Source organism: Mucilaginibacter sp. P19 (genome assembly GCF_050632265.1).
In the GTDB taxonomy this organism is placed as follows: Bacteria; Bacteroidota; Bacteroidia; order Sphingobacteriales; family Sphingobacteriaceae; genus Mucilaginibacter; species Mucilaginibacter gossypii.
Map to the genome: position 1 here is coordinate 1,614,620 of NZ_CP192586.1, position 21,081 is coordinate 1,635,700.

20 protein-coding genes and 4 tRNA genes are annotated in these 21,081 nt (G+C 42.2%); 8 read left to right on the forward strand and 16 right to left on the reverse strand.

Going from position 1 to position 21,081, the window contains the following annotated elements; translation table 11 throughout:
• Nucleotides 1-8 precede the first annotated feature (8 nt).
• The 6 genes from ACQ86K_RS07535 to ACQ86K_RS07560 all read left to right on the forward strand — a co-directional run bounded on the left by ACQ86K_RS07535 (nt 9) and on the right by ACQ86K_RS07560 (nt 6,056).
• Complete coding sequence (locus ACQ86K_RS07535; RefSeq protein WP_431200099.1) at nt 9-1,514, forward strand: hypothetical protein; 1,506 nt, start codon at nt 9-11, stop codon at nt 1,512-1,514.
• Nucleotides 1,515-1,527: 13 nt separating this feature from the next.
• Nucleotides 1,528-2,655, forward strand: coding sequence for an acyltransferase family protein (locus tag ACQ86K_RS07540; protein WP_091163152.1), 1,128 nt, complete (start codon nt 1,528-1,530; stop codon nt 2,653-2,655).
• Between the two features lie 126 nt (nt 2,656-2,781).
• Nucleotides 2,782-4,209: a glycoside hydrolase domain-containing protein gene (locus ACQ86K_RS07545; RefSeq protein WP_431200100.1), complete on the forward strand. Its 1,428-nt coding sequence runs from the start codon at nt 2,782-2,784 to the stop codon at nt 4,207-4,209.
• Nucleotides 4,196-4,915, forward strand: coding sequence for a glycoside hydrolase domain-containing protein (locus ACQ86K_RS07550; RefSeq protein ID WP_431200101.1), 720 nt, complete (start codon nt 4,196-4,198; stop codon nt 4,913-4,915). The genes ACQ86K_RS07545 and ACQ86K_RS07550 overlap by 14 nt, the downstream gene beginning before the upstream one ends.
• Entirely contained in the window at nt 4,894-5,748 is an 855-nt protein-coding gene (locus ACQ86K_RS07555) for a hypothetical protein (RefSeq protein WP_431200102.1), read from the forward strand. The genes ACQ86K_RS07550 and ACQ86K_RS07555 overlap by 22 nt, the downstream gene beginning before the upstream one ends.
• On the forward strand, nt 5,724-6,056 hold the full coding sequence (locus ACQ86K_RS07560) for a LamG-like jellyroll fold domain-containing protein (RefSeq protein ID WP_431200103.1): 333 nt from the start codon (nt 5,724-5,726) through the stop codon (nt 6,054-6,056). Before ACQ86K_RS07555 ends, ACQ86K_RS07560 begins: the two co-directional genes overlap by 25 nt.
• 6 nt (nt 6,057-6,062) lie before the next feature.
• Here ACQ86K_RS07560 and ACQ86K_RS07565 read toward each other — a convergent pair whose 3' ends face one another.
• From ACQ86K_RS07565 to ACQ86K_RS07585, 5 genes are all read right to left on the reverse strand, one after another.
• Nucleotides 6,063-6,623 carry a LacI family DNA-binding transcriptional regulator gene (locus ACQ86K_RS07565; protein ID WP_431200104.1) on the reverse strand — a complete coding sequence of 187 codons (561 nt, stop codon included), beginning with the start codon at nt 6,621-6,623 and terminating at the stop codon, nt 6,063-6,065.
• 85 nt (nt 6,624-6,708) lie between these two features.
• Entirely contained in the window at nt 6,709-7,089 is a 381-nt protein-coding gene (locus ACQ86K_RS07570; RefSeq protein ID WP_431200105.1) for a LacI family DNA-binding transcriptional regulator, read from the reverse strand.
• Nucleotides 7,090-7,247: 158 nt separating this feature from the next.
• Nucleotides 7,248-7,320: transfer RNA gene (locus ACQ86K_RS07575), tRNA-Lys, on the reverse strand.
• An 87-nt stretch (nt 7,321-7,407) separates the two neighbouring features.
• Nucleotides 7,408-7,480: transfer RNA gene (locus tag ACQ86K_RS07580), tRNA-Lys, on the reverse strand.
• 133 nt (nt 7,481-7,613) lie between these two features.
• Nucleotides 7,614-8,636 (reverse strand): WD40/YVTN/BNR-like repeat-containing protein, encoded by a 1,023-nt coding sequence (locus tag ACQ86K_RS07585; protein WP_431200106.1) that lies wholly within the window; start codon nt 8,634-8,636, stop codon nt 7,614-7,616.
• 140 nt (nt 8,637-8,776) lie between these two features.
• Between ACQ86K_RS07585 and ACQ86K_RS07590 the strand changes: the two genes are divergently transcribed.
• Nucleotides 8,777-8,860 (forward strand) — tRNA-Leu (locus ACQ86K_RS07590).
• A 63-nt stretch (nt 8,861-8,923) separates the two neighbouring features.
• Nucleotides 8,924-9,007 (forward strand) — tRNA-Leu (locus ACQ86K_RS07595).
• Between the two features lie 19 nt (nt 9,008-9,026).
• On the opposite strand, the gene ACQ86K_RS07600 is transcribed toward ACQ86K_RS07595, so the two are convergent.
• From ACQ86K_RS07600 to ACQ86K_RS07650, 11 genes are all read right to left on the reverse strand, one after another.
• A complete protein-coding gene (locus ACQ86K_RS07600) occupies nt 9,027-9,278 on the reverse strand; it encodes a hypothetical protein (protein ID WP_431200107.1) in 252 nt (83 codons plus the stop codon).
• 517 nt (nt 9,279-9,795) lie between these two features.
• Nucleotides 9,796-12,348, reverse strand: a complete 2,553-nt coding sequence (locus ACQ86K_RS07605) for a GDSL-type esterase/lipase family protein (protein ID WP_431200108.1) — start codon at nt 12,346-12,348, stop codon at nt 9,796-9,798.
• The gene (locus ACQ86K_RS07610) at nt 12,348-12,962 is read right to left on the reverse strand and encodes a hypothetical protein (protein ID WP_431200109.1); all 615 of its coding nucleotides are present in this window, start codon (nt 12,960-12,962) and stop codon (nt 12,348-12,350) included. Before ACQ86K_RS07610 ends, ACQ86K_RS07605 begins: the two co-directional genes overlap by 1 nt.
• Before the next feature lie 236 nt (nt 12,963-13,198).
• On the reverse strand, nt 13,199-14,422 hold the full coding sequence (locus tag ACQ86K_RS07615; protein WP_431200110.1) for a hypothetical protein: 1,224 nt from the start codon (nt 14,420-14,422) through the stop codon (nt 13,199-13,201).
• The gene (locus tag ACQ86K_RS07620) at nt 14,419-14,667 is read right to left on the reverse strand and encodes a hypothetical protein (protein ID WP_091163222.1); all 249 of its coding nucleotides are present in this window, start codon (nt 14,665-14,667) and stop codon (nt 14,419-14,421) included. Before ACQ86K_RS07620 ends, ACQ86K_RS07615 begins: the two co-directional genes overlap by 4 nt.
• An 87-nt stretch (nt 14,668-14,754) precedes the next feature.
• Nucleotides 14,755-15,342, reverse strand: a complete 588-nt coding sequence (locus ACQ86K_RS07625; protein WP_091163223.1) for a hypothetical protein — start codon at nt 15,340-15,342, stop codon at nt 14,755-14,757.
• 107 nt (nt 15,343-15,449) lie between these two features.
• A complete protein-coding gene (locus ACQ86K_RS07630) occupies nt 15,450-16,658 on the reverse strand; it encodes a hypothetical protein (RefSeq protein WP_431200111.1) in 1,209 nt (402 codons plus the stop codon).
• Between the two features lie 112 nt (nt 16,659-16,770).
• Nucleotides 16,771-17,973 carry a head maturation protease, ClpP-related gene (locus ACQ86K_RS07635; RefSeq protein ID WP_431200112.1) on the reverse strand — a complete coding sequence of 401 codons (1,203 nt, stop codon included), beginning with the start codon at nt 17,971-17,973 and terminating at the stop codon, nt 16,771-16,773.
• A 330-nt stretch (nt 17,974-18,303) separates the two neighbouring features.
• Entirely contained in the window at nt 18,304-18,543 is a 240-nt protein-coding gene (locus ACQ86K_RS07640) for a hypothetical protein (protein ID WP_431200113.1), read from the reverse strand.
• Nucleotides 18,544-18,697: 154 nt separating this feature from the next.
• Nucleotides 18,698-19,192, reverse strand: coding sequence for a hypothetical protein (locus ACQ86K_RS07645; protein ID WP_431200114.1), 495 nt, complete (start codon nt 19,190-19,192; stop codon nt 18,698-18,700).
• Nucleotides 19,174-20,817 carry a hypothetical protein gene (locus tag ACQ86K_RS07650; protein WP_431200115.1) on the reverse strand — a complete coding sequence of 548 codons (1,644 nt, stop codon included), beginning with the start codon at nt 20,815-20,817 and terminating at the stop codon, nt 19,174-19,176. The genes ACQ86K_RS07645 and ACQ86K_RS07650 overlap by 19 nt, the downstream gene beginning before the upstream one ends.
• Nucleotides 20,818-21,081: the final 264 nt, after the last annotated feature.

A 21,081-nucleotide genomic window follows, 5' to 3' on the forward strand; every position in this document is an offset into this window, starting at 1 on the left:
ATGAGCAAATGCCTGCTACTGCCGAAATGCCGGTTGAATATACTTTTAATTCAGGCTCGCAAACTATAAGGGTTTTGGCCATGAACCACACTTTAACCGATAAAACGTGGATAGTTGGCATTGAAGGCACAAGCTATATCATCACAGGGTTAAACTATGTTGGTGATCTATCGGTTAAAAATGGACAATTAAAAGTTACGGCAGAAACGCCTTTAATACAAAATGCAGGCCAGAAGATAATGTTATACACTGATGGTAAAGGGATTGCTTTCAGTGTCGACGCGCAAGAAGGGAATCAGCCGCGGACTATCAGTCTAACTAACTGGCAGTATAAAGACGCGTCCGTTAATGCTGCTCCAAATGTTAATGCCAGCAGCTGGCTCAAATCAAAAGATCCGCAGCCAATGGGAGCGGATGACGATATAACTGCCGATGCCTGGTACCGGGCTTCGCTAAACATAACATCTAACGGAAAATATACCTTGCAGGTTAAAGGAGGGGGCAGGGGACAGGCGTTTATTGATGGCAAACCTGCTGCTAAATGGAAATTGAACGATAATGAGTTAACGATTAATCTAACCAAAGGCAAGCATAACTTAGCTGTTTTTGCAGCGCATGACGGGAGGGATAAGCTGGCCGCCTATCTGGGGCCGATTGATGAGGTTGATAGCAAAGGGCTTTTCGGTAACGCGTTGATCAAAAAAGGCGGACCGTTTATTTCTGAGCTTAGCGATTGGTATTTTACCAGGGCCAATAAAAAGTATGATGTAAAACAAGGACCACCGGCGTTTGATACATCGGTATACAAAAAGTATAAAATAGGCAATGATGTTTTCAACCTGAAAGAGGGTTATGCCTGGTTTCACATAACTATTCCGCAGCAGCCGGCGGGGACTTCAAAATTAGCAGTGCTGTTTAAAAGCGTTGACGAAAACGCCACCGTATTTATTAACGGTAAACAAGTAGCCCATCATGACGGCTGGAACCAGCCATTTGAAGTGAACATTACTGATGCAGAAACCTTAAAACACCCGGTTGATCTTACCCTTTTTATTGAAAATTACTCAAATGAAGGGGGCATCGATCAATCTGTAAAAATCAATGCCATAGGTGATGCCACAGCGGTAATCAACTGGCAATTAAAAGGTGGTCCGGGTGATGCGCAAGCTGTTCAGGGCTGGACGAAGCTTGAAGCAGTTAAGCAAGTAAAAAACGTACCAGCCTTTTATCGCACCATTTTCAGTCTGCCATCATCAGCAGGAAGTACATTCATCTGGCGTTTTGATCCCGATGGATTAGGACATGGCTCCGTTTGGGTTAATGGTCACAACTTAGGCAGGTACCCTGAAAAACTGGATATGAAAAGCCTTTATATCCCCGAATGCTGGCTTAAACCGGGTGTAAACCAGGTGGTGGTTTATGACGAAGACGGCAATAGTATCAATAAAACCCGTATTGTGGCAGAAGGAGCTGCAGGCCGGTTAATCAAAGAAATTTCAATACCCCTTAATTAATATAATTGCAAAAATGGCTGCAACAACCGAAAGATTTACCGCGCTCGATGTTTTCCGTGGTATGACCATTTGCTTCATGATCATCGTTAATGCCCCCGGTTCGGGGGCAAACGTATGGTCGCCGCTTGATCATGCACCCTGGATTGGTTTTACACCTACCGATCTGGTTTTTCCTTCTTTCCTTTTCGCAGTAGGCAACGCGCTTAGTTTCTCTAAAAAGAAATTTGAAACTGATGCCGCTTTTATAGGCAAGATTTTTAAGCGCACTGTGATCATTTTTCTGCTGGGGCACCTGATGTATTGGTTCCCGTTCTTTCACCGTGAAGCAGGTAGCTGGGTATTTAATCCGCTAAGCCATACCCGTATTATGGGGGTGCTACAACGGATTGCTTTGTGTTACTTTTTTGGCGCGTTGATAGTTCATTACTGCTCGCAAAAAACGGCCGTTATCATATCTGTTTTACTTTTAATTGGCTACTGGGCATTCCTGATATTTTGTGGTGAACCGGGTAAAGAGTATACCATGCTTGGCAACGCAGGTACCCGGTTGGATATTGTATTGATGGGCAACAACCATTTATATCATGATAAAGGCGGCCCCATAGCTTTCGACCCGGAGGGTTTACTCAGCACCATGACGGCTATTGTTAATGTGATTGGCGGGTACCTGGCCGGAGCGTTTATACAGCGTAAGGGTAAAAATTATGAGTCGATTGCGCGCTTGTTCATGTGTGGGGTATTGCTGATAGCTGCTTCATTATTCTGGGCACAATTTTTCCCTATAGCCAAAAAATTGTGGACAAGCTCATTCACACTTCTTACTATCGGGATTGATCTTTTACTGTTAGGTTTTATGGTGTTCGCCATCGAAATAAAAAAGGTAAAGAGTAGCACAAACTTCTTTCTCATATTCGGGCGCAATTCACTGGCCATATATCTGCTGTCAGAATTGCTGTTAACCGTGTTCCAAACCATTTGGGTAAAACCACAGCTAAGTTTTTACGACTGGATAAACCAGGCGTTTTATCAAAAAATATTCCCCGGCGCGTTTGGTACATTGGTGTTTGCGCTTTGTTATATGATGCTTTGCTGGCTGGTGGCATATCTGCTTGATAAGAAAAAGATCTATATAAAAATATAACATCCACGTAGAGACGCATAATTGCGTCTCCAACTATACAGAGAGGGTATACACGTTAAATGCCCTGCAAGAGGGAGACGCAATTATTCGCCTCTACATTAGTGTTTTAAATTATTGATTGCGCAATTGAAGAAGATAATCTGTTTAGTTTCAATCATTACATTATTGGGCAGCAACCTCTATGCCCAGCAAATAAATCATCTACAATATGTTGATCCGTTTATTGGTACATCACTTAGCAATGTGCTTACTAAATGGGGCAACAATGGTGGTTGTTATCCTGGAGCCGTTGCGCCATCGGGTAGCGTACAGCTAAGTCCAGAAACAAGGACAATGGGGGCAAGGGGATATAATTATACCGATAGCTCAATTTATTATTTCAGTTGTTTTGGCCACATGAGTGGCTTCCCCGAAGGTTCGTCCGGACATTTCTTTGTGATGCCATTTAATGGAAACAATATTTTTGAGCCTGGTAAATCAAATCTCCGTTTTTCGCACAGAAATGAAATGGCTGCTCCTGGCTATTACAAGGTAAGTTTTGACGGTAAACAGATTGTCGCCGAAGCTACCGCTACGGCAAGAACAGGCATGTTCCGTTTTACATTTAATGGGAACGCTAATCCGCAAATCTTTATCGGTAATGCCGGCGAAATTCAGGTGGTATCAAATAAAGTGCTTCATGCTTCAAATGCTAACGCGGTAATAAACTTTAACCAAGGGTACACTGATAAAAAAGAAGTTAAAGGCGGCTGGCTGTTTACTTTCAGCAAAGCTCAGGCAGGTGCCACAATTATCACTTTACAATTAAGCAAATCATCGGTTGGTTACCCCGGGGCACAGCATAATATCAATCAGGAAACAGGTAGCCTTAGTTTTGACGAGATACGCGCCAAAATAAATAGGGAATGGGCTAAACTATTATCAATCGTTGATATAACCGATGATAATGAGCAGAATAAAAGGGTGTTTTACACAGCACTTTATCATTCATTATTGCTGCCGTGGGTTGCTGATGACGCTGATGGCAGTTACCGCGGTACGGATGGTAAGGTCTATCAAAAAACAGGTCAAAACCAGTATGAAGCTTTTTCTCCATGGGATACATTCCGGTCGTTACATCCTTTGCTCACTTTGTTATATCCGCAAAAGCAACAGGATGTGATCTTGTCTATGTTGGATGTATACAAGCAAAGCGGTCACCTGCCTACCGAAAGTATGACGGGCAACCATGCTGTTCCAATTATTGTTGATTCCTATTTGAAAGGGATTGTGGGCTTTGATAAAGATTTTGCTTATAAGGCTATGAAGAAAGATTTGGTTGACGGGCCATTTGTTCAGTCAGACATGGAAGTTTATCACCAAATGGCCTATGTCCCCTTTACCCGGCCCGAGTCAGTTACCCGCACGGTTGAGTATGCCTATGATGACTGGGCGCTGTCGCAATTCGCAGATAAGGTGATGAATGATAAGCCGACTTATCAGTTATTATCAAGCAGAGGTTTTAACTACCGCAATCTTTTAAATAAGGACGAGACTGTTTATGCTTCCGCGTAATGGAGATGAGTTTAAGCTTCAGCCCGGCACATCGGGTTATAAAGAAGGCGACAAATGGGTATATTCCTACTTTGTGCCTCAAAATGGTAAAGACTTGATTAATATGACCGGCGGCAATGAGCAGTTTGCCGCCCGTTTGAATTCAGCTCTTCGCAATAATGTTATCCTCTTTGATAACGAAACTGTTTTTCACTTACCTTATCTGTTTAACCAGGCCGGCAAGCCACGGTTAACACAAAAATGGGTGAGAGATATCATGCTCAATAGGTTCAAGGCTACTCCTGGCGGTTTGCCCGGTAATGATGACCTCGGTTCAACATCAAGCTGGTATGTCTTTAGCTCGCTCGGGATATATCCGGTATGTCCTGGTAATCCGCTTTACGCTATCGGTGCGCCTTTGTTCAAATCTGTAACGCTTCATTTACCCAATGGCAAAAAGTTCATCATCGACAGTAATAATTCATCTGCAAAAAATAATTACGTACAGGCTCTGCATGTGAATGGCAAAGCCTGGCAACAATTGGCCCTGACACATTCGGTGTTGGTTAACGGTGGTGCAATGACTTTTGATATGGGGAAAGCCCCAGGTAACTGGCCAACCGATAAAGATCCGATTGAGCTATCGGCCACACAAAAAAATACTGCCTTTAGTATAGCGAGTTATTCGGTCGATAAAAAAATGCAGTGCCTGACGAGCCGCTTGTGATAAGGTTTAAACTTAAAAATACAGGTAGCAAGGGCATTAAAACCGTAAAGCTGTTGGTTAACGGAAAGCCATATAGTTATAAAAACTGGCTGGTTGAGCCGGGACAAACTGTTCAGGATTCTATTGAGTTTCGCCTTTACCCTGTGGGAAAAACGGTACTGAAGCTTGATAATACACTACCGTTGATTGTCGAAGTGAATCTGCCTGCAAAACCGCAGGAACAAGCTTTTAATATATCGGGGCTGGAGGTAAAACCGATGATCAGGTTGAATGAAAGCCAGGAAATAAAATACCGGATAAAAAATACTGGCGGATTAAAGCAAACCTTTATTATACCTGTAATCCAGAATGATTCGGTTGTTTTTACCGATAATATTAAACTTGATGCCGGTGAAGTTAAAACCATTAGTCATCATATAAAAGCTTCCAAAAACGGATTTGAATATGTGAGGGTCGATACGGCGAAAACTATCTACAAGGTTTATGAAAATGCTACAGAATCATTATTACTTGATTTCGCATCGATAGTCCGTGGTAAGATAGTTGCTGATAGTTCGGGCTTTCATAACAACGGAAATGTTATTTCATCTTCAGTAACGACTACTAATGATAAATTGTTATTTAGCGATAGTACTTATGTGGAAGTCCCAAACTCACCAGCTTTGGACAATATGGATGAATCCATTACTATGATGGGATGGGTTTACCCGATGGGCAATAAGAAAGGTCTGGTTGATATCATTACCAAAGGCGATAACCATGTATTGCAAATGACGGATAGCAAAACCCTCACTTTTTTTGCCGGTGGATGGGGCAGGGGGACTGTACCGTAAACCTTCCTGTCGATTGGAAGCAGCACTGGCACCACATAGCCGGCGTGTGCAACGGCAAAACGCTGTATGTTTATATCGATAGTGTTTTGGCCGGAACCACGCTGTTAGAGGTAACCGCTGATCTGTCGGTAAATAACAAATGGACGTTAGGCCGAAACGAAGAGTTTCCATCGGAACGCGTGTTTCACGGCTTTATGGACAGAGTGAAAGTATTCAAAGCCGCATTATCCGCTGATGATATCAAAAATATAGTGTCGTCAGAAAAAAGTAAGCTGGTGGTGTCTCCTACGTTTAAGAACGATATATAACAATCTCTAACTGGCTGTTGATGCTCTTGCTATCAATTGCGATGGCATTATCAGTTCCTGCTTGGCTTCATTAAGCCGCCCGGACAAGCGGCCGAAAAGGATTTCCGCTGCTTGCTTTCCCATATCATATGCAGGTTGTAAAATAGTAGTAAGCGATGGATTAAGTATGGCCGCGGTAATTTGATTGGTAAAACAAACAACTTTTACATCACAAGGGATCTGTAGTTTTAGTTCATCGCAAGCCAGATAAGTTGCGGTTGCCAGCTGCTCAACTGTAGCTATGATACCATCGGGTTTAACGGTTGCCAAATGCGCTTTGATCATGTTTACGTTTTCCTCTGTATATTTATTGGCGCAGGTTACTATTTCTGCATCTTTAACTACAAACCCATTTTCAGTTAAAGCGTTGCGATATCCTTGTTCCCGGGCGGTTAAAATAGTAGGATAACCGCTGATGGTAACCAGTGAGATGTTTTTACATCCGGCTTGCAATAAGTGGGTGGCTGCGTTGTAAGCGCTATTATAGTCGTCGGTTACTATTTTATCTGCAGTAATATCCTCGCACACCCTATCAAAAAAACTATGGGAATGCCCGTTTCCTGTAATGTTTTAATATGTCCGGTATCCTGGGTGCTGCTGGCTACCGACATAATTAGGCCATCAACGCGTCCGCTGGCCAGGTCGTTAAACATGGATGCTTCCCGTTCATAGCTATCATGAGTAAGGTAAATGAGCGCATGATATTTTTTGGCGCGACAATACTTTCAATGCCGTTAATGGCCTGGCTAAAAAAGCTGTCGGCAATTTCGGGTATAATGATGGCTATGGTATTGCTGCTTTGTTTGCGGAGACTGCTGGCATAAGCGTTAGGTACGTAATTTAAACGCCTGGCGGCTTCCATTACCCTCAGTTTGGTTTCAGGACTTATATCATAGCTGTCGCGAAGCGCTTTGGATATGGTTGCGGTTGAAAGGTTAAGCTCTTTCGCAAGCGTTTTCATATTCACCCTATCGTTCTTGTTACCGCCGGTCATTTTTAGTATTGGTTGTGCTTAATTGTGGAGCAATATAACGAAAAAGATGTTCAGTAGTTTCGACGCAACTCAGCCTGAACGGAAGAAGGGCGTTTATATGTTAAAACAATGCTGGGTACGGTTTAAATAAGAAAAGGCACAATTTCTTGCGCCTTACGTGATCCCGCTGGGACTCGAACCCAGGACCCCAACATTAAAAGTGTTATGCTCTACCGGCTGAGCTACGGAATCATTCTTTAAATTTTTCGCTTACTAAGGCGTGGCTGTTTAAAGGCAGCTTTTGTTTTTAAATAAAAAAGCCTCTTTTCAAAGGCTTTGTGATCCCGCTGGGACTCGAACCCAGGACCCCAACATTAAAAGTGTTATGCTCTACCGGCTGAGCTACGGAATCATACTTTTCAACTTCCTGGTTCGGTTAACCGTTTCCGTTTAAAGTGGTGCAAATATAGGGTTCTTAATTATTCCCTGCAAGCTATTTTTTAAATTAATGTTAAGGTTTTTTTAAGCCGTTAAAAACCAGTAAACTACAATTTTAGAATGGCTATTTTACCACTATTCCCGGCTAATAATACAAGCTTACCATGTTTTGCCTTGCGGCAAACATTAAAACTTGTGCTATCTATTTGTTTCCATGTTTTGCCGCCGTCAGTAGTAATATTACTCCCGGGCGTGCCTGTGGAAAGAAATATCCCGGATTTTATGTGCTCAACACTTGATTGAAAACCTGCCGGCCCTGTTTGGGGTGGTGTAAATGTGAGGACAGGGTGAACCGCCAGGATAGTCGCCACTGAATCTGTTTTTTTATCACTGGCATAATCACCTCCGACAATAATACCGGCATTTTGCCCTATCGATATTGAAAAAGCGCCTTCACTGCTTTTTCCATGTGTAAGTGGAAGGTTTGAATACTGCCATTGATTATTGTGAGGCTGTAAGGAAATAAGCCTGGCGTTACTACCCCCTGAAACGATGTATATCGCCTCTTTGCCCGATACTCTGAGGCATGTGCCACTTGCGGCAAACGATGCCTCTCCCGGCAGTGCATTTGGGGCATTATTCGACTCGTTCCAGGTTTCACCGCCGTCTTTGGTTTCCAGCAATAAAAATTTATTGTTGATCGGGTCGCCCAAGATGTAGCCATGAAGGTTATCGGCAAAATCCATAGCGTCTAAAAAATAGGTAGTATCCGTTTTTCGATATTTTTCATGCCAGGTTTGTCCGCCATCAATTGTTTTCAAGATGAGGGACGGCGTGCCCGAACTCATGATTACAGCCTCTTTGTCGTTGAAAGCTTCAATATCCCGAAAGTCGGATTTTTCATAACCCTTTATTTGTTGCCAGCTCCAGGTTTTGCCGCCGTCGTTTGTTTTGGCGATGTATCCTTTGCTGCCGCTTATCCATGCCGTATTATCATCAACTACAGATAAACCACGGATGCTTGTTGGCTTATCCTGTTGTAAAACGGTAATAGTTTGTGCTTTCAGGACAGAATTGAACCACAAAGAAAAAAGTAGGGTACCTGAAATAAAAATGCGGTTTAGTTTCATTACGTTTGATATAAAGAGTTTTATGAAACCTAAGTTAGATTTTCAAAGGCCGTTAAACGACATAATAATGATTTTTTAATTTATTAAGTTGCAATTTGCCGGAAACGATTATATTTGCACGCTTGTTAATAAAACGATAAGCCCGGATGGCGAAATTGGTAAACGTTGCGGTCTCAGAAGCCGTTGAGAATTGTCTCTTGAGAGTTCGAGTCTCTCTTCGGGCACGCCTTTTTTAAAGTAAGAAAAATTAGAATGTGAGAATTGAAAGATTCTCACATTTTTTAAAAGCCCAGGTGGCGAAATTGGTAGACGCACCATCTTGAGGGGGTGGCATTCGTAAGGATGTACGAGTTCGAATCTCGTTCTGGGCACACCTCTTAAACAATGTATTTAAGATCTCTTCCCCTCTTTTAATCCACGGACTTCCTGCTGTAATACATTAACTTGTCCTTCCAGTATTTTTAACCTGATCTCGTTGATCCTGCTTTGTGTTTCCTGCGATGAACGGATATCTTTAATGTCGCCTTTCAATTGGAAGTAGCCTGTCATTACCGAAACAACAATACTTATGGTGCTGGCTATGGTGACTATCATATTCTTTATGGTAATGCCCCTGATCTCTCTGTGTTCAAATGTTGTCATGATGTAGATATTATAAATTGGTTGGGAAATGCGCTGGTATTTAATTGCTTGCGCTATAATGGTGGTGGGTAAAATCGCAAAATCCCCATTTAAAAAATAAAACGAATGGTATATTTTTTACACGATTTTGATATGCATGGTAAATCTTAAAGTCCCTAAAAAAGATTTAATCGGGCTTTAAGATTCAGAGAAATTCAATTAACATAGCCTTTTATAAGCCTGCGCCAATTAAAATATCCTGCTTGGCTATGATAAAGCAAACAAGAAAAAAGGTAATTTTGTTAATAGTTTTAAATTGGGTATATTACAGTATAAATGAATGGTTTTAATAGCTAAGGCATGTTATTTTATATTAAAAATCTTATTTGTAGGTATAATATTCATTACTGGATATACAAACCAAATGAGCGTACTTGCAAATGGTGTGGCAAAAAAATGATTGCGCTTGACGAAGGCCCCTCAACAGGTTGGGATCAATCGTGTAGCTGGATAGAACCATCTGAACATCCATCAATTATCAAAGAAACGCTGTCCACGCGAAAGTAGACCCTACTACTGCCGGAGCAGATGAACTATAATTTAACCGAATATTAACCCCACTGACAACTGATATACTTGCTATAATGGCTGAACGAGCATCTGAATTCATTGGAGTAACACTAAACCCTTTAAGTGTCTGATCACTTGAAAGGCCTGTTGAAATAGTGTTTGTAAAATCATAATGATCAGTAGTGTAAATTCCTGATGCAATAGTATTACCATCTAATAATCTTATAAAAGGAAACCATCCATCACTTGTGCTACCTGATCGATACCAAAACTGATTTCCATAAAATCCCCGGCCATGTACATACTGATTTATTGTGCCATTGCTACCTTTTGACCTGAATGTTATTACTTGTCCTTGAACCGGAAATGTTGAGCTTGCCTCGAATTGGCTTAACCCTAAGGGATAATCGGAAGGTGGTTGAGTAGCTGTGAACACATTCGCAGGCACAAAATTGTTATTAATGACTGGTCTGAAAATTGACGGGAAAATAACATTGAAAAGCTTATCGGCCTGCCATGCGTAAAATACAGACTGTGGGTGTAAACGATCTCCCATATAATCAGAGGCGTTTCTTGCATCTTGCCACATAGCATAAGTGTCAAAAAATACACATTGATATTTACGTGCTAATGATTTTAAGCCTTTTCGATAATCTTCTATCCAAATCTCACCGCTATAACTTCCACTTATGTGGTCTTGATGGGTATTTGGGGTACATAAAATAATTGATAATTTATCTTTAGTAAAATTAGAATTTGCCCTAATTGTTGCTAAACCACTTTCTACAAGATCGATGGATTGCTTAGCGGTTTTTCCGTCTTGTGCATCGTTAATACCATATCTAAGAATATATAAATCCATCGGAGTAGACATAGATAAATCAGAGGGCAAAACGGTGTTAACCCAACTAACGTTTGATAAACCAAGAGCACTACTTGAAGACCATGTTACGTTGGTGAAATTGCTCCTAATAGTTAAGTTCTGTAAGAGGCTAAATATATCATATCCAGCAGTACCTCCGTCAAATACAGAAGTACTATCCCCTGATAATTGACATTTCACACCCGTACCTGCTATTAATTTTTTGTGAAAGCTCGATAGATATTCTAAGCCAAATATGTGTTGATATTTATCAGCATCGCTATTTAGCTGAACTGGTTGACCAAAATCTCCTGTTTTTGTTATCCGAATGTCGCCATTTATTGGCGTACCGTATGTATTAGTTGGATTGGTTGAAACATGAAAGTCCCCGGTATCTTCTATAACACGCTCCGATGCTAACGCTGTATTTATAACTGCCGTGTCATCCGTCACACCATCCCCAACAGCCCCGTAATCAACCCTGAAAGATTTAATCTGCCCGGATGGTTCAGATGAGCCGCCCCCGCCACTACCGGAAGGCGCATTAATCCAATGCAAATCACCATCAGTATTGCTATTTTTTGCTAAGATCTGCCCGCTTATCCCTCCCGAAGGAATCTTAAATAAACCGGTAATTTGAGCCTGCAGCTTCCCCAACGCCTGCAAAATGCTATCGGTTGCTGATATTGCCGAGGCGCTTCCGAATCCGATACCTGTAAGTACAGCGTTTAAAACCCTTGATACCGTGAAATATTTGTTTGTTGCGCCTTCGGGTACAGCATCGGTAGTACCGGGCGACGCCACAATTTGGATGTATGCCGATCCGCCCCACCTGTATTCATTGTTGGTATCGGTAGTAATATAGATTTTTCCGGTTTCTCCGATCGCCGGCAGGGATGCATAATTGGCAATCTCCAGTACATCATCGACATAGCCGGGGAGTTGGGCTGCCGAAATCTTTCCGCTGCCATCTAAACCCGCATAGCCGTTGGGTGTATTTTTGTTCGCAATTTCCTCAAATTGTGCGCCCGAAACTATCAATGAAATTCCGCTGCCCCAGATACCGGCGGTCTTGGGGCCGAAAAAGTAATAAGAGGAGGTATTGATATAAAAATCACCATCGGTACCCAGGCTGTTTGCCGGATTGGTTAGCCCGTTTAATATTGTTTTGCCGTTTGTACCATTGATACCATCCGTTCCGCTTGCCCCTTGTGGTCCCTGCGGACCTGTTTGCATGGAGAATACCTGGTTCCATGCTCCGGCGGTCTTTTTGTAAAATATGCCGCTTACGGTGTTTATAAATGTATCGCCATTATTGCCGGTTGACGTATTGGGGTTGGTTGTGCCGTATAGCACGGTGGTATCGCCGCTGCTTCCGGTGGCTATGGTGTAAACAATTGTCCAAACACCTGCTATTTTTTGCGCAAAGGAGCCTGCTGCAGTGTTTATAAATACGTCCCCGTTTTTACCGCTTGTGTTTTGCGGAAGCACCGGGCCGAAGGTTAGGTTAGCTCCGGCGTTTAGCCCTGAATTGATAAATTGAAGCAGGGTGGCAAAATCGAATTGATAATCGGCATTGTTGCTGATGAGGATTGATCTGTCTTCGGTATTTATAGTTTCTGCTATCGGGAGCTCGCTTATTTTTTTATCGTTCGCCATCAGTTTAAAAATTCGGTTATTGGTAAATTGTAATTGTTAATTGTGCCCGGATAGTTGAAATCATTTTTGTCGATACCACGGATCCGCGGACCGGACTGGCGGCTGCTTTTATTCTTTTCGTTGTAGCGCCAAAGCGGAAAGTTTTCCTGGTTATCTCTTAAAAATTTTTCTATATCATTGGTATAAGCATTGGCTATACTGCGTTGCTGCTGCACCAGTTTTACAATCTCGGGCGATGAAAGGGCATCGCCGTTATCGTGGCGTTTGATAACTGGTCCAGTTGCAGTGTAGTGTATAGCGTCGTTTTCAATAAAGCGGGCAAAGGTGAAATAAACCAGGGCGGGAGCGAGGCCTTCGTATAATACGATGCGGCCATACTCGTCAAGATATTCGCTGCCGTTTAACAGGTCCTTATAAGCCTGCGGAGCATCTTCTTTTATAGTACCGTCATCATTGCAGCAGGTGATCAGCTGGTAGTATAAGGCATAACCTAAAAATGGCTTCAAATCAAGCTCCTGCGCTTTTTTAATGAACACTTTGAGACGCTCGGGTTTAATATTTATGTTAATGTCTTCGTATTGCTGAAATATGGTTTGATTGATTAAATAGATCATAGCATGGCCTCCTAACTCCCGTTGCGGGATTTGAAAATGTTGTTTATGATTGTGTTTAAGTCTTAGTTCTAAGTCTTGAGTCGGAAGTCTTAAGTCGTTTTTTGTTTAAATTAGAATGATGAAAATGATAAGGCTTAAGCAGCTTTTAGAACTTACGACTAAAGACTGATGACTTAATTAAGCGCACATTGCTTCGGCTTCGGCTTGTTTAAAACCATAAGCGTATATCAACGCAGCTATTTTGTTTTTTGAGGAATGGCCGATTGTAGGAGCCCGTTGATGGCGTTTCCGGCCTTGATACCCGGGCTATCATCGGCTGCTATCGCTGTTACGGGTACGATGTTCCAGTTATTACCGGGATTTATATTTCTGTAAAAACGATTGAAAATTTCAGCTAAAGTTTCTGACAGGTCAAGCCTGTCGGCCGCGGTATTGTCATTGAACTCAAGAATTGCCTGCTTCTTTTCGCTGCCGTTGCTTAACCCTGATGATTTTTCGGCGTTAATCAATTCTTTTGGCACCGAAAAGCCTTTAATGATGCGGGCTTCGACAGATCGTTCCGTCGTTTCAAACAGCTTATCGTTATTCTGAATAGGGTAGGCTTTGAATTCCGGTTTTGAGTTTTCATCTTCATATTCAATTACGATGATCTTTTGCGCGCTTTTCGCACCCTGAAATGCGCCGAGGTCTTTTTCAAGCTGCGATGGGATATTGGCCGCTGAGTACTCATCGGCATCAGGCCTGGTGTTTTCGGCCTCCTCGCGGCGCGACTGCATAAAAAGCATGGTTGATGGCAGAAACCCGGTGGTTACCTCCCTGTTGTTGAAAATCTTGATCCCGGCCTCGGTTTCAAAATCTTCCCATACCGAATCTGCTTCAATTAACGGGTAATCATCAACTTCCGGATTAAAATAAAACAACTGTCCTTTGTAATGTTCCCATCCGCCGGCCCGGGATACCTGTTCCCGGATCACCTGCGGATCAGGATTATACCGGTCTAAAAAAGTGATCTTGCTGCGCATGATGTTTTTCCAGGTTTTGCGGCCCCAATCTGAGTAAAGCGCATATTTGTCGGTCGTTTCCGGGCTATCGGTATCGCCCATGCGTATATCCTCGAATTTTACGTAACTCACCGATACGATCTTGAAATCAGCATTGTAATTTACGTGAATGCAGAAACCAGTGAAAAGTGCTTTGTCGGTAGCCAATGCCTTTAATAGTTTGGCAAGGGTTAAACCCTTGGCGTTGATCACCTGTTTGTTGAGGTCTTTTTCTTCAAATCCATTACCGGCAATGAATTTTGTCCGTTTGTTCCAGCAGTCTTTTGCTGTAGGTGATCCGGCTACCAACTCAAGCATCCGCTGCGGATAAGCATTATCCAGGTCATAGTTAAGAATACCATAGGTTTGGTTTGGCCTTACCAGTATTCGCCTTTCAATTTGCGGAAGATAGGTTTTCATTTTGAACCTCCTTTGTTTGAATCTTTATTAGCCATTGATTTGCGCCTATTCTTAGATTGGATTATAACTCCCCCTTCAGGGTGACGGGGGGCAAACAGCGCTTCTATATGTGGATATCGTTGTAAGTACCATTCTGCTTCTTCATCGCTCAGGTTTTCATTGCAATGTATTGCTGCCGAACCAGGTGCAAATTGATGAAAGCCGGGTTTAAGCATGTATTTCTTTGTTATTGCGTCATCAGTCATTTGGTCATTAGTTTTAGGTTATAGAAAAAGGATCTTTTAATGGTCATTAGCCATTATACAATGACTAATGACCTCATGACACAATGATTATGCTGTAACCAGCGCCTCGATAGCTGATAAAGTGCTGGCATAAGTGGCGTTACCAGTGCCGGGAGCAATAGATACCGCGCGGGGAGGGTAGGGCTCTTTCATTTTATCAGGATTGGTAAGCTTCAGTTTGTAACCACCGTCAAGTGATTCATCTGCGGCATTACGTTCGGCATCGGTTAGGATCAATCCGTTTACCGCGCCAAAAAGTTCAATAGCCGAATCGCTTGATTTATAGTTATTAACCGCTATGGCGCGTACGCGGCCATATCCCATGGCCATAAGCTGGCCTTTGATATCAACAGATAAACCTGCTATGTTGAAATCTATCTCTTCGGTATAACGCGGGCCTACCTGTGTTTTTGTTTGTTTGGAAGTAGTATTGAAACTGTTATTTGTTCCTTCAAATTTGTAAACTTTGGCATTGCTCACAGCGGTTAATCCTTTAACAATAAGCGGGTTGCTGGTGTCGTAAGTGAGCACAATATCATCCGCATTAAAGATATAGATCACATCCTCAATACCCGAGGTAATAGGTTCATCCGTACCCAGGCTAAAACCTGCGTTTATTTTATTATAAATTGACATGTTATTATTGGTTGATTAAGTTAATGGTTGATTAAGTTGATTGGGTTAGTTAAGGATAGGGTAAAGAGTCAATAACCACTCACCTAACCAACCCAATCAACAATTCACTAAGCAGAGAGGTAGAACAGTTCGTTGGCAAATTTGAAATTTACGGCCGCTTTCATACGGGCTTTCATGCGTACCACGTTATCGTTGGTGTAAGGCTTCAGGTAAACGGTTGATAGCTCAGAAGCATCACCTAACAGGTCGACACCGAGGAATAGGTTTGACGACCTTGCACCTAAAATAGTATTAGCCTGCCAGTGGTTCATGATTTGAAGAGGGATGCCCAGGTAGTCCATCTTTTTCATATCGGTAAAAGCGTTGATAACGTTTAATGCCTTGTTTGCCTGCGCCTGGGCATACGCATAACCCACATGTAAAGGAATCTGTAAGTTAAAATCTTCCTGGATCCTGTCGGCAGGGTCAAGCTGGGCATAAACACTGCCCAGCACCTGCAATACATTGCTTACGTTAATGTAGTTTACTGTAGCCGCGGTGGCTGTGCCGCTAAAAGTTGCAGGCCTACGGCTGTTAACTTCATTGTAGTTACGCACCAGCTTAAACGAGGTGGCGCTCGCTACCTGAATGAAGTAAGATTGGCCCTGAACAGCGATACCTGGCGCGCCATTGGTAGTATCCTTGCTGGTGCCGGTTACCGCGGTGATTGTAACAACATCGCCATCAGCGAGGGTTGAGGTATCGGCCACGGTCACAATGCCATTTGCATCAATTGCGGTAGCTGCCAATGAGGTGGCGGGTTTGCTTAACCCTACTTTGTAAACGCCTGAAGCCGCAGCTATCGATGGGAGCAGGCCGGGGAAGTCGGCTGTAAAGGCAGCTTCCTTAGTGGCACCTTTGCCAAGCCAGTACAAACGTTCGTTAGCAATCTGGATTTTGGTTAAATAACGCTGTACCATAAAGTCCGACAGGTCAACCACACCTTCATAATCCATAAAGGCTCCTGGTTTAAGGGATTGGGCTTCCCAGCCTTGGGCAAGTTTATCCCACTGCTCCTGTTTCATGAATTCGTAAACCACGGGGTCAAGATAGCTTTCGGTTTGGTGAGCGGTTGTACCTTGATCAGTAAAGATACCTGATGGGTTTTGCAGTACAACGTCGTCATCGACATCAAGGATTACCTTGCGGGCTTTTACGTCGTTAATTACCGTGAGCAGGCCACGTTTAACGGAATCGGCTTCCAATAAAGTGCTTGCCATAAATCCTGCCAGCGCTTCGCCGGCGTAGGTGTTGTTTGTAAATGTAAATTGAGCCATAAAGTTTAGCCCCCCGGCCCCCTAAAGGGAGAGCTTTGATTGTTTTAAACGTATAGGGATAGTAAGAATGGGTTAATTAGATACTATAAGGTTTAGTAAGGTAGTAGTCGGTTTAGGAAGCTATTGCTTTTTTAACCGCGTTTTTCGCGATTTCAGTTTGCGGGGCAAAAAACGGAGCGGGCTCTGAGTGGGTTTTATTGCTGCGCTTTGAGCTTTCGGGTATAAAGGTTGATTTGATTTCGTTCTTTACTTCAGTATGTGTTTTTTGCAGGCGGTTGTTGGCTTCCTCAAGCGCGCTACGGGCTTCTGTTAACAGCGCGTTTTGTGCATGCAGGCGGGCTTTTAACTGCTGCATGCGATTTTGTACATCTGCAGGTTTTTTAGCCGATTTAAATTTACTTTCCGGCAGGTTGTCGTCTTCATCCTCTGCTTCCGGTGCTGTTTCAGGGTCAGCAGGTGTTACCGTTTGAATCTTTCCGTGTTTAACGTCCAGTTGTTTGCCATCGGCGCAGGTATAAGTATCGCTTATGGCGGGCATAGTCATGTCTTCGTCCTGGTAAACTTCGGCACCTTCTTCAATTTGGCCTGCGTGGTGCAGCGTTCCCTTATCGGTGATGGTTTGCTTGTTTACCACTTTTTTGAAAAAATTCATGATCTTGTTTAATACCGACGTGGTTTTCTCAATGAGTTCTTTGTTCTCGATGTTCATACAGTTGTTTTTTATGTTTAAGATTTTGTTAATGCATCGCTGGTAAACTGCTGGGGCGGTGCTTGTATAGTTTTTAATAAGCGCGCTGTTGGTAATCTCTGTTTGATAATCTTCTATTTGGTCGATAAAGCCAAGATCAAGTGCCTGATCGGCAGTCATCCAGGTGACGGAGTTGATCAAACTGTTTACGGTAACTCCGTCTAACCCGGATTTGTCCATGTAGATCTGTGCCAGCCGCTCCTGAACTACATTTAGCATCTGTACATCTTTTAAAAGTTCATCTGCATTGCCGCCGGTACCAACCATTGGTTTGTGAATCATAAGCAGCGCGTATTTGCTCATGATTACTTTTCTGCCGCCCATTGCAACAACTGAAGCTGCTGAGGCGGCCAGCGCGTCGATATAGGTAGTAACTTTACCGGGATACTTTTTAAGCAGATCATAAATAGCGATGGCATCAAATGCGCTGCCGCCGACCGAACTGATGTGTACTTCAATATCAGCGCCAGCCGCTGCCTCAAGCTGGGTTTGTATGTAAGCGGATGATAAGTTGCCCGAACCAATGCAGTCGGTCTCGGTATCGTATAAATAAATTTTGTAGCTCATATAAATTGTTTTTTGTCCGAAAGTCGGGAAGTCAGAAAGTCCGGAAGATGGACTGGGGATTGTTAATTAGCTTGTAATAGCGGCCGTTTTTTTTACGTCTTATAATGCCGGCTGGCATGTATCAAAGATCGTGGTTATTGTTTATTTTGATGGTGACAGTGTTTTGTCAGTTGTGGTCTGAACTCGAATTTCTTGAATTATTTGAATGGACTGGATTTGCTTTGGCGTGTTTTAATCTTAGTGATTCTTCGCGTTCGGTTGATTGACATAACAAATGTCGGCACAAATTTCTTTCAACCTGGTGACAGTATTTTGTCAGTTAAAGAATCTTTAAGCTACTTTCTCCGAAAAGCAATTAAGTGCACGCCAGATGGTGCGTTCGTCTTTGCTGAACTTAATTTCTGCTTCAAGCACAGCCTGATTTTTCGAGATACCCCGGGTTTGTTGTTGTGCATGAACCCATAAAAAGATTTCGCGGTACACAAATACTTTAGTAGTGATGAACCCAGCTTTATACATAGCAGAGAATATTCCTTCATCAAAAAGGGTATTGGCAATTTGGATATCCATTTTGTTAGAGGTTAGCGGTTATAGGTTATAGGTTATAGGTTATAGGTTATAGGTTATAGGTTATAGGTTATAGGTTATAGGTTATAGGTTATAGGTTATAGGTTATAGGTTATAGGTTATAGGTATGTTTGTTGTGATGATTGGCATAATTTGATTAAAGGTTTACACGGTTAATAGTTTGAGCTAATATATTTTGCTGGTTATTAATATCCTTTACATCCACATAAACAGGAGGGAAGTTATTGATCATTTGATAAGCGAGTGTATTGGCCAGGTCTTTAACGTCATTAACAGGTTGATTATAATACCTGTTAGCATTGCCGCCATCAGTGAATATGCCGCCTAAGGCATAACCCCGATTCAGATTCGGTATAGAAAAATCACGACCTCCATGTGCCACGTTGATAGCGCTAACCAGGTTGCGGGCCCATGGGTTCCGCATAGCTTCAGATACAACAATAGCTTCGCCTGAGCGAAGGTAGGCATTGGTGTTATCTGTACGGCTATAGCCGGAAAGTAATGCCCCGCGACCGTCAGACTGATAATGTAAGCCGCCTTTGGCGTATTGCGGCGGTTTCTGGGCTATAATGGTTGCAACCTGCATGGCGGTAGAAGCAATTATACCAGGTATTACGAAAGGAGCCAGCACACCGGTTTGAGAAGTAGCCTTGGTAACAGCCAGCGCTCCATTAATAACGGCTTGTAATATTGAAGCTTTTTGTTCGGCCTTAAAAGCTTTGACTTTTTCAGCAGCTTCCTTTTTTGATATTTATCTTCAATGGCTTTTTTCTGTGTGTTTGTCAGGTTTTTATTGCCCAGTTCGGCTGCTTTGTCTTTTTCTAACCCCTTGATTTTGGCATCGCTTTGATTTTTAATGTTATTTTGAATGATTGAAAAAGCTTTGTCGGATACTTGTTGTGCTGCTTGTAGTGCAAATTCTTTGCGTTGCTGCTCGTATTGCTGTGTTAAAGTTGTAATATCCTTTTGCTTTTGATCTTCTAAGGCTTTGATCTTATCGGCATTGCCTGCAGCCAGTTTTATTTCATAAGTGTATTTGTCGTTAATGAGTTGTTTTTCGGCTTCTAATTTTTGACCGGGCAGCAGGGCTTTATCAACCTTTTTCTCATCCTTTGCCATAGTGTCCTCGTGTTGATTAGCATCTATTACGGCCTGCATTTGCTTTTTTGCTTCATCAAAATCATTTTTATTAAAAAACTGAATTTTATCACCAATACCAAGATGGAATTTTTGTTGAAGCTGCTCACTTTTTTTGTCGTAATCTTCCTGGCTGATCAGCTTTCTACTCAGCGCATCATTCAACGCGGCGAGTTCAATGTCGTAGTGTTGCTTATCAAGCTCAATTTGTTTGGCAAATGTAATTGCCCTGGCTTGCAATAATTGGGCGGCGCGGGAGGTATCTATTTTCTGTTTCTTTTTTTGTGGGGCTGTGTCAGTGTCAAAATTATCCCAAAAACTCATGTCCATTTCTTTCGCTATATCAGCAGCTTGTTTTTGAAATCCGGCTGCTATTGCTTCCAACTTCTTTTGCTCGTTTTGGGCATCTTTTACTGCTTGAGCCCGCCGATTTTCGGCTTGCTTTTTCTTTTCTCTATCGGCTGTTTCACTTGTGTTTGGTATACCTCTTGACCCTTCGCCAGCGGCACCCGGATTTCTGTTTAGTACGTCCATCACTTTGTCCCAAAATGTAAGAGAATCATCGTCTGACTTTAATTTGGCTTGCTCTGCTTCATAAGCTTTTTTTGCAGCATCCTGAAGTGCTAACTGGGCTGCAGCTTTGTATAAGGTCATTTTTATATAGGCGGGCCCATCTTTTGTTAACTTGTTCTCAACTTCGGCCAATGATGATGCCTTGCCCATTGTTTTTCCCAGCGTTTCATTATATTGATTCAATACATCTTTTTTCTTAAGAAAACCATTTCGGGCTAAATCGACATTTATTTTTAACTCATCTAATTGCTGGATAGCTTTTGAATAGTCGCTACTGCTGAAAGCTTTATTTAGTGCATTTAATTTAAGTATAGCGTCATTAATAGCATCTTTTCCTTGTATGAGAGATGCAACCCATTCCATTATTTCCGGGCCATAAATAGTTAATATAGTTAGACCAGCGCTTAATATATTGGTGAATGTAAGAAAGCCTGCCCTTACGCCTTCAATGATATTTTTCCATATAGAAAATGTAGATGAAAGTGTTGATAAAGTTTCCTTGAATGCATTGCCAGATTTTGCAGCTGCCTCATTTTGTTCATTCAATTTTTTAATTGAGTCTGTTAATTTGTTAAGGTCTTTATCTAAGGCATGCACATTGTCTGAGACATTTTTTATCGGTTTACCAAGGTTACTTATGCTGTTCTTTAAATTGATAAACGCCTGGTTGTATTTTTCGATCTGCTGAATGGAATTATTCATGTCCGAAAATATCGGGTCATCATTGGATGAATTTGTCATTTTGATTATTAGTTTTAATTATGTTTAGGTAAAAAAGTAGCCGCTGATATTAAACAAAAAAGTCTTTTT

Bases quoted from the DNA above. Each gene is read 5' to 3' on its own strand.
- ACQ86K_RS07540 (WP_091163152.1), top strand. From the start codon at position 1,528: ATGGCTGCAACAACCGAAAGATTTACCGCGCTCGATGTTTTCCGTGGT.
- ACQ86K_RS07630 (WP_431200111.1), bottom strand. From the start codon at position 16,658: ATGGCTCAATTTACATTTACAAACAACACCTACGCCGGCGAAGCGCTG.
- ACQ86K_RS07560 (WP_431200103.1), top strand. From the start codon at position 5,724: ATGGGGCAGGGGGACTGTACCGTAAACCTTCCTGTCGATTGGAAGCAG.
- ACQ86K_RS07585 (WP_431200106.1), bottom strand. From the start codon at position 8,636: ATGAAACTAAACCGCATTTTTATTTCAGGTACCCTACTTTTTTCTTTG.
- ACQ86K_RS07550 (WP_431200101.1), top strand. From the start codon at position 4,196: ATGCTTCCGCGTAATGGAGATGAGTTTAAGCTTCAGCCCGGCACATCG.
- ACQ86K_RS07610 (WP_431200109.1), bottom strand. From the start codon at position 12,962: ATGATCTATTTAATCAATCAAACCATATTTCAGCAATACGAAGACATT.
- ACQ86K_RS07635 (WP_431200112.1), bottom strand. From the start codon at position 17,973: ATGAGCTACAAAATTTATTTATACGATACCGAGACCGACTGCATTGGT.
- ACQ86K_RS07620 (WP_091163222.1), bottom strand. From the start codon at position 14,667: ATGACTGATGACGCAATAACAAAGAAATACATGCTTAAACCCGGCTTT.
- ACQ86K_RS07640 (WP_431200113.1), bottom strand. From the start codon at position 18,543: ATGGATATCCAAATTGCCAATACCCTTTTTGATGAAGGAATATTCTCT.
- ACQ86K_RS07600 (WP_431200107.1), bottom strand. From the start codon at position 9,278: ATGACAACATTTGAACACAGAGAGATCAGGGGCATTACCATAAAGAAT.
- ACQ86K_RS07625 (WP_091163223.1), bottom strand. From the start codon at position 15,342: ATGTCAATTTATAATAAAATAAACGCAGGTTTTAGCCTGGGTACGGAT.
- ACQ86K_RS07535 (WP_431200099.1), top strand. From the start codon at position 9: ATGCCTGCTACTGCCGAAATGCCGGTTGAATATACTTTTAATTCAGGC.
- ACQ86K_RS07615 (WP_431200110.1), bottom strand. From the start codon at position 14,422: ATGAAAACCTATCTTCCGCAAATTGAAAGGCGAATACTGGTAAGGCCA.
- ACQ86K_RS07570 (WP_431200105.1), bottom strand. From the start codon at position 7,089: ATGACCGGCGGTAACAAGAACGATAGGGTGAATATGAAAACGCTTGCG.
- ACQ86K_RS07605 (WP_431200108.1), bottom strand. From the start codon at position 12,348: ATGGCGAACGATAAAAAAATAAGCGAGCTCCCGATAGCAGAAACTATA.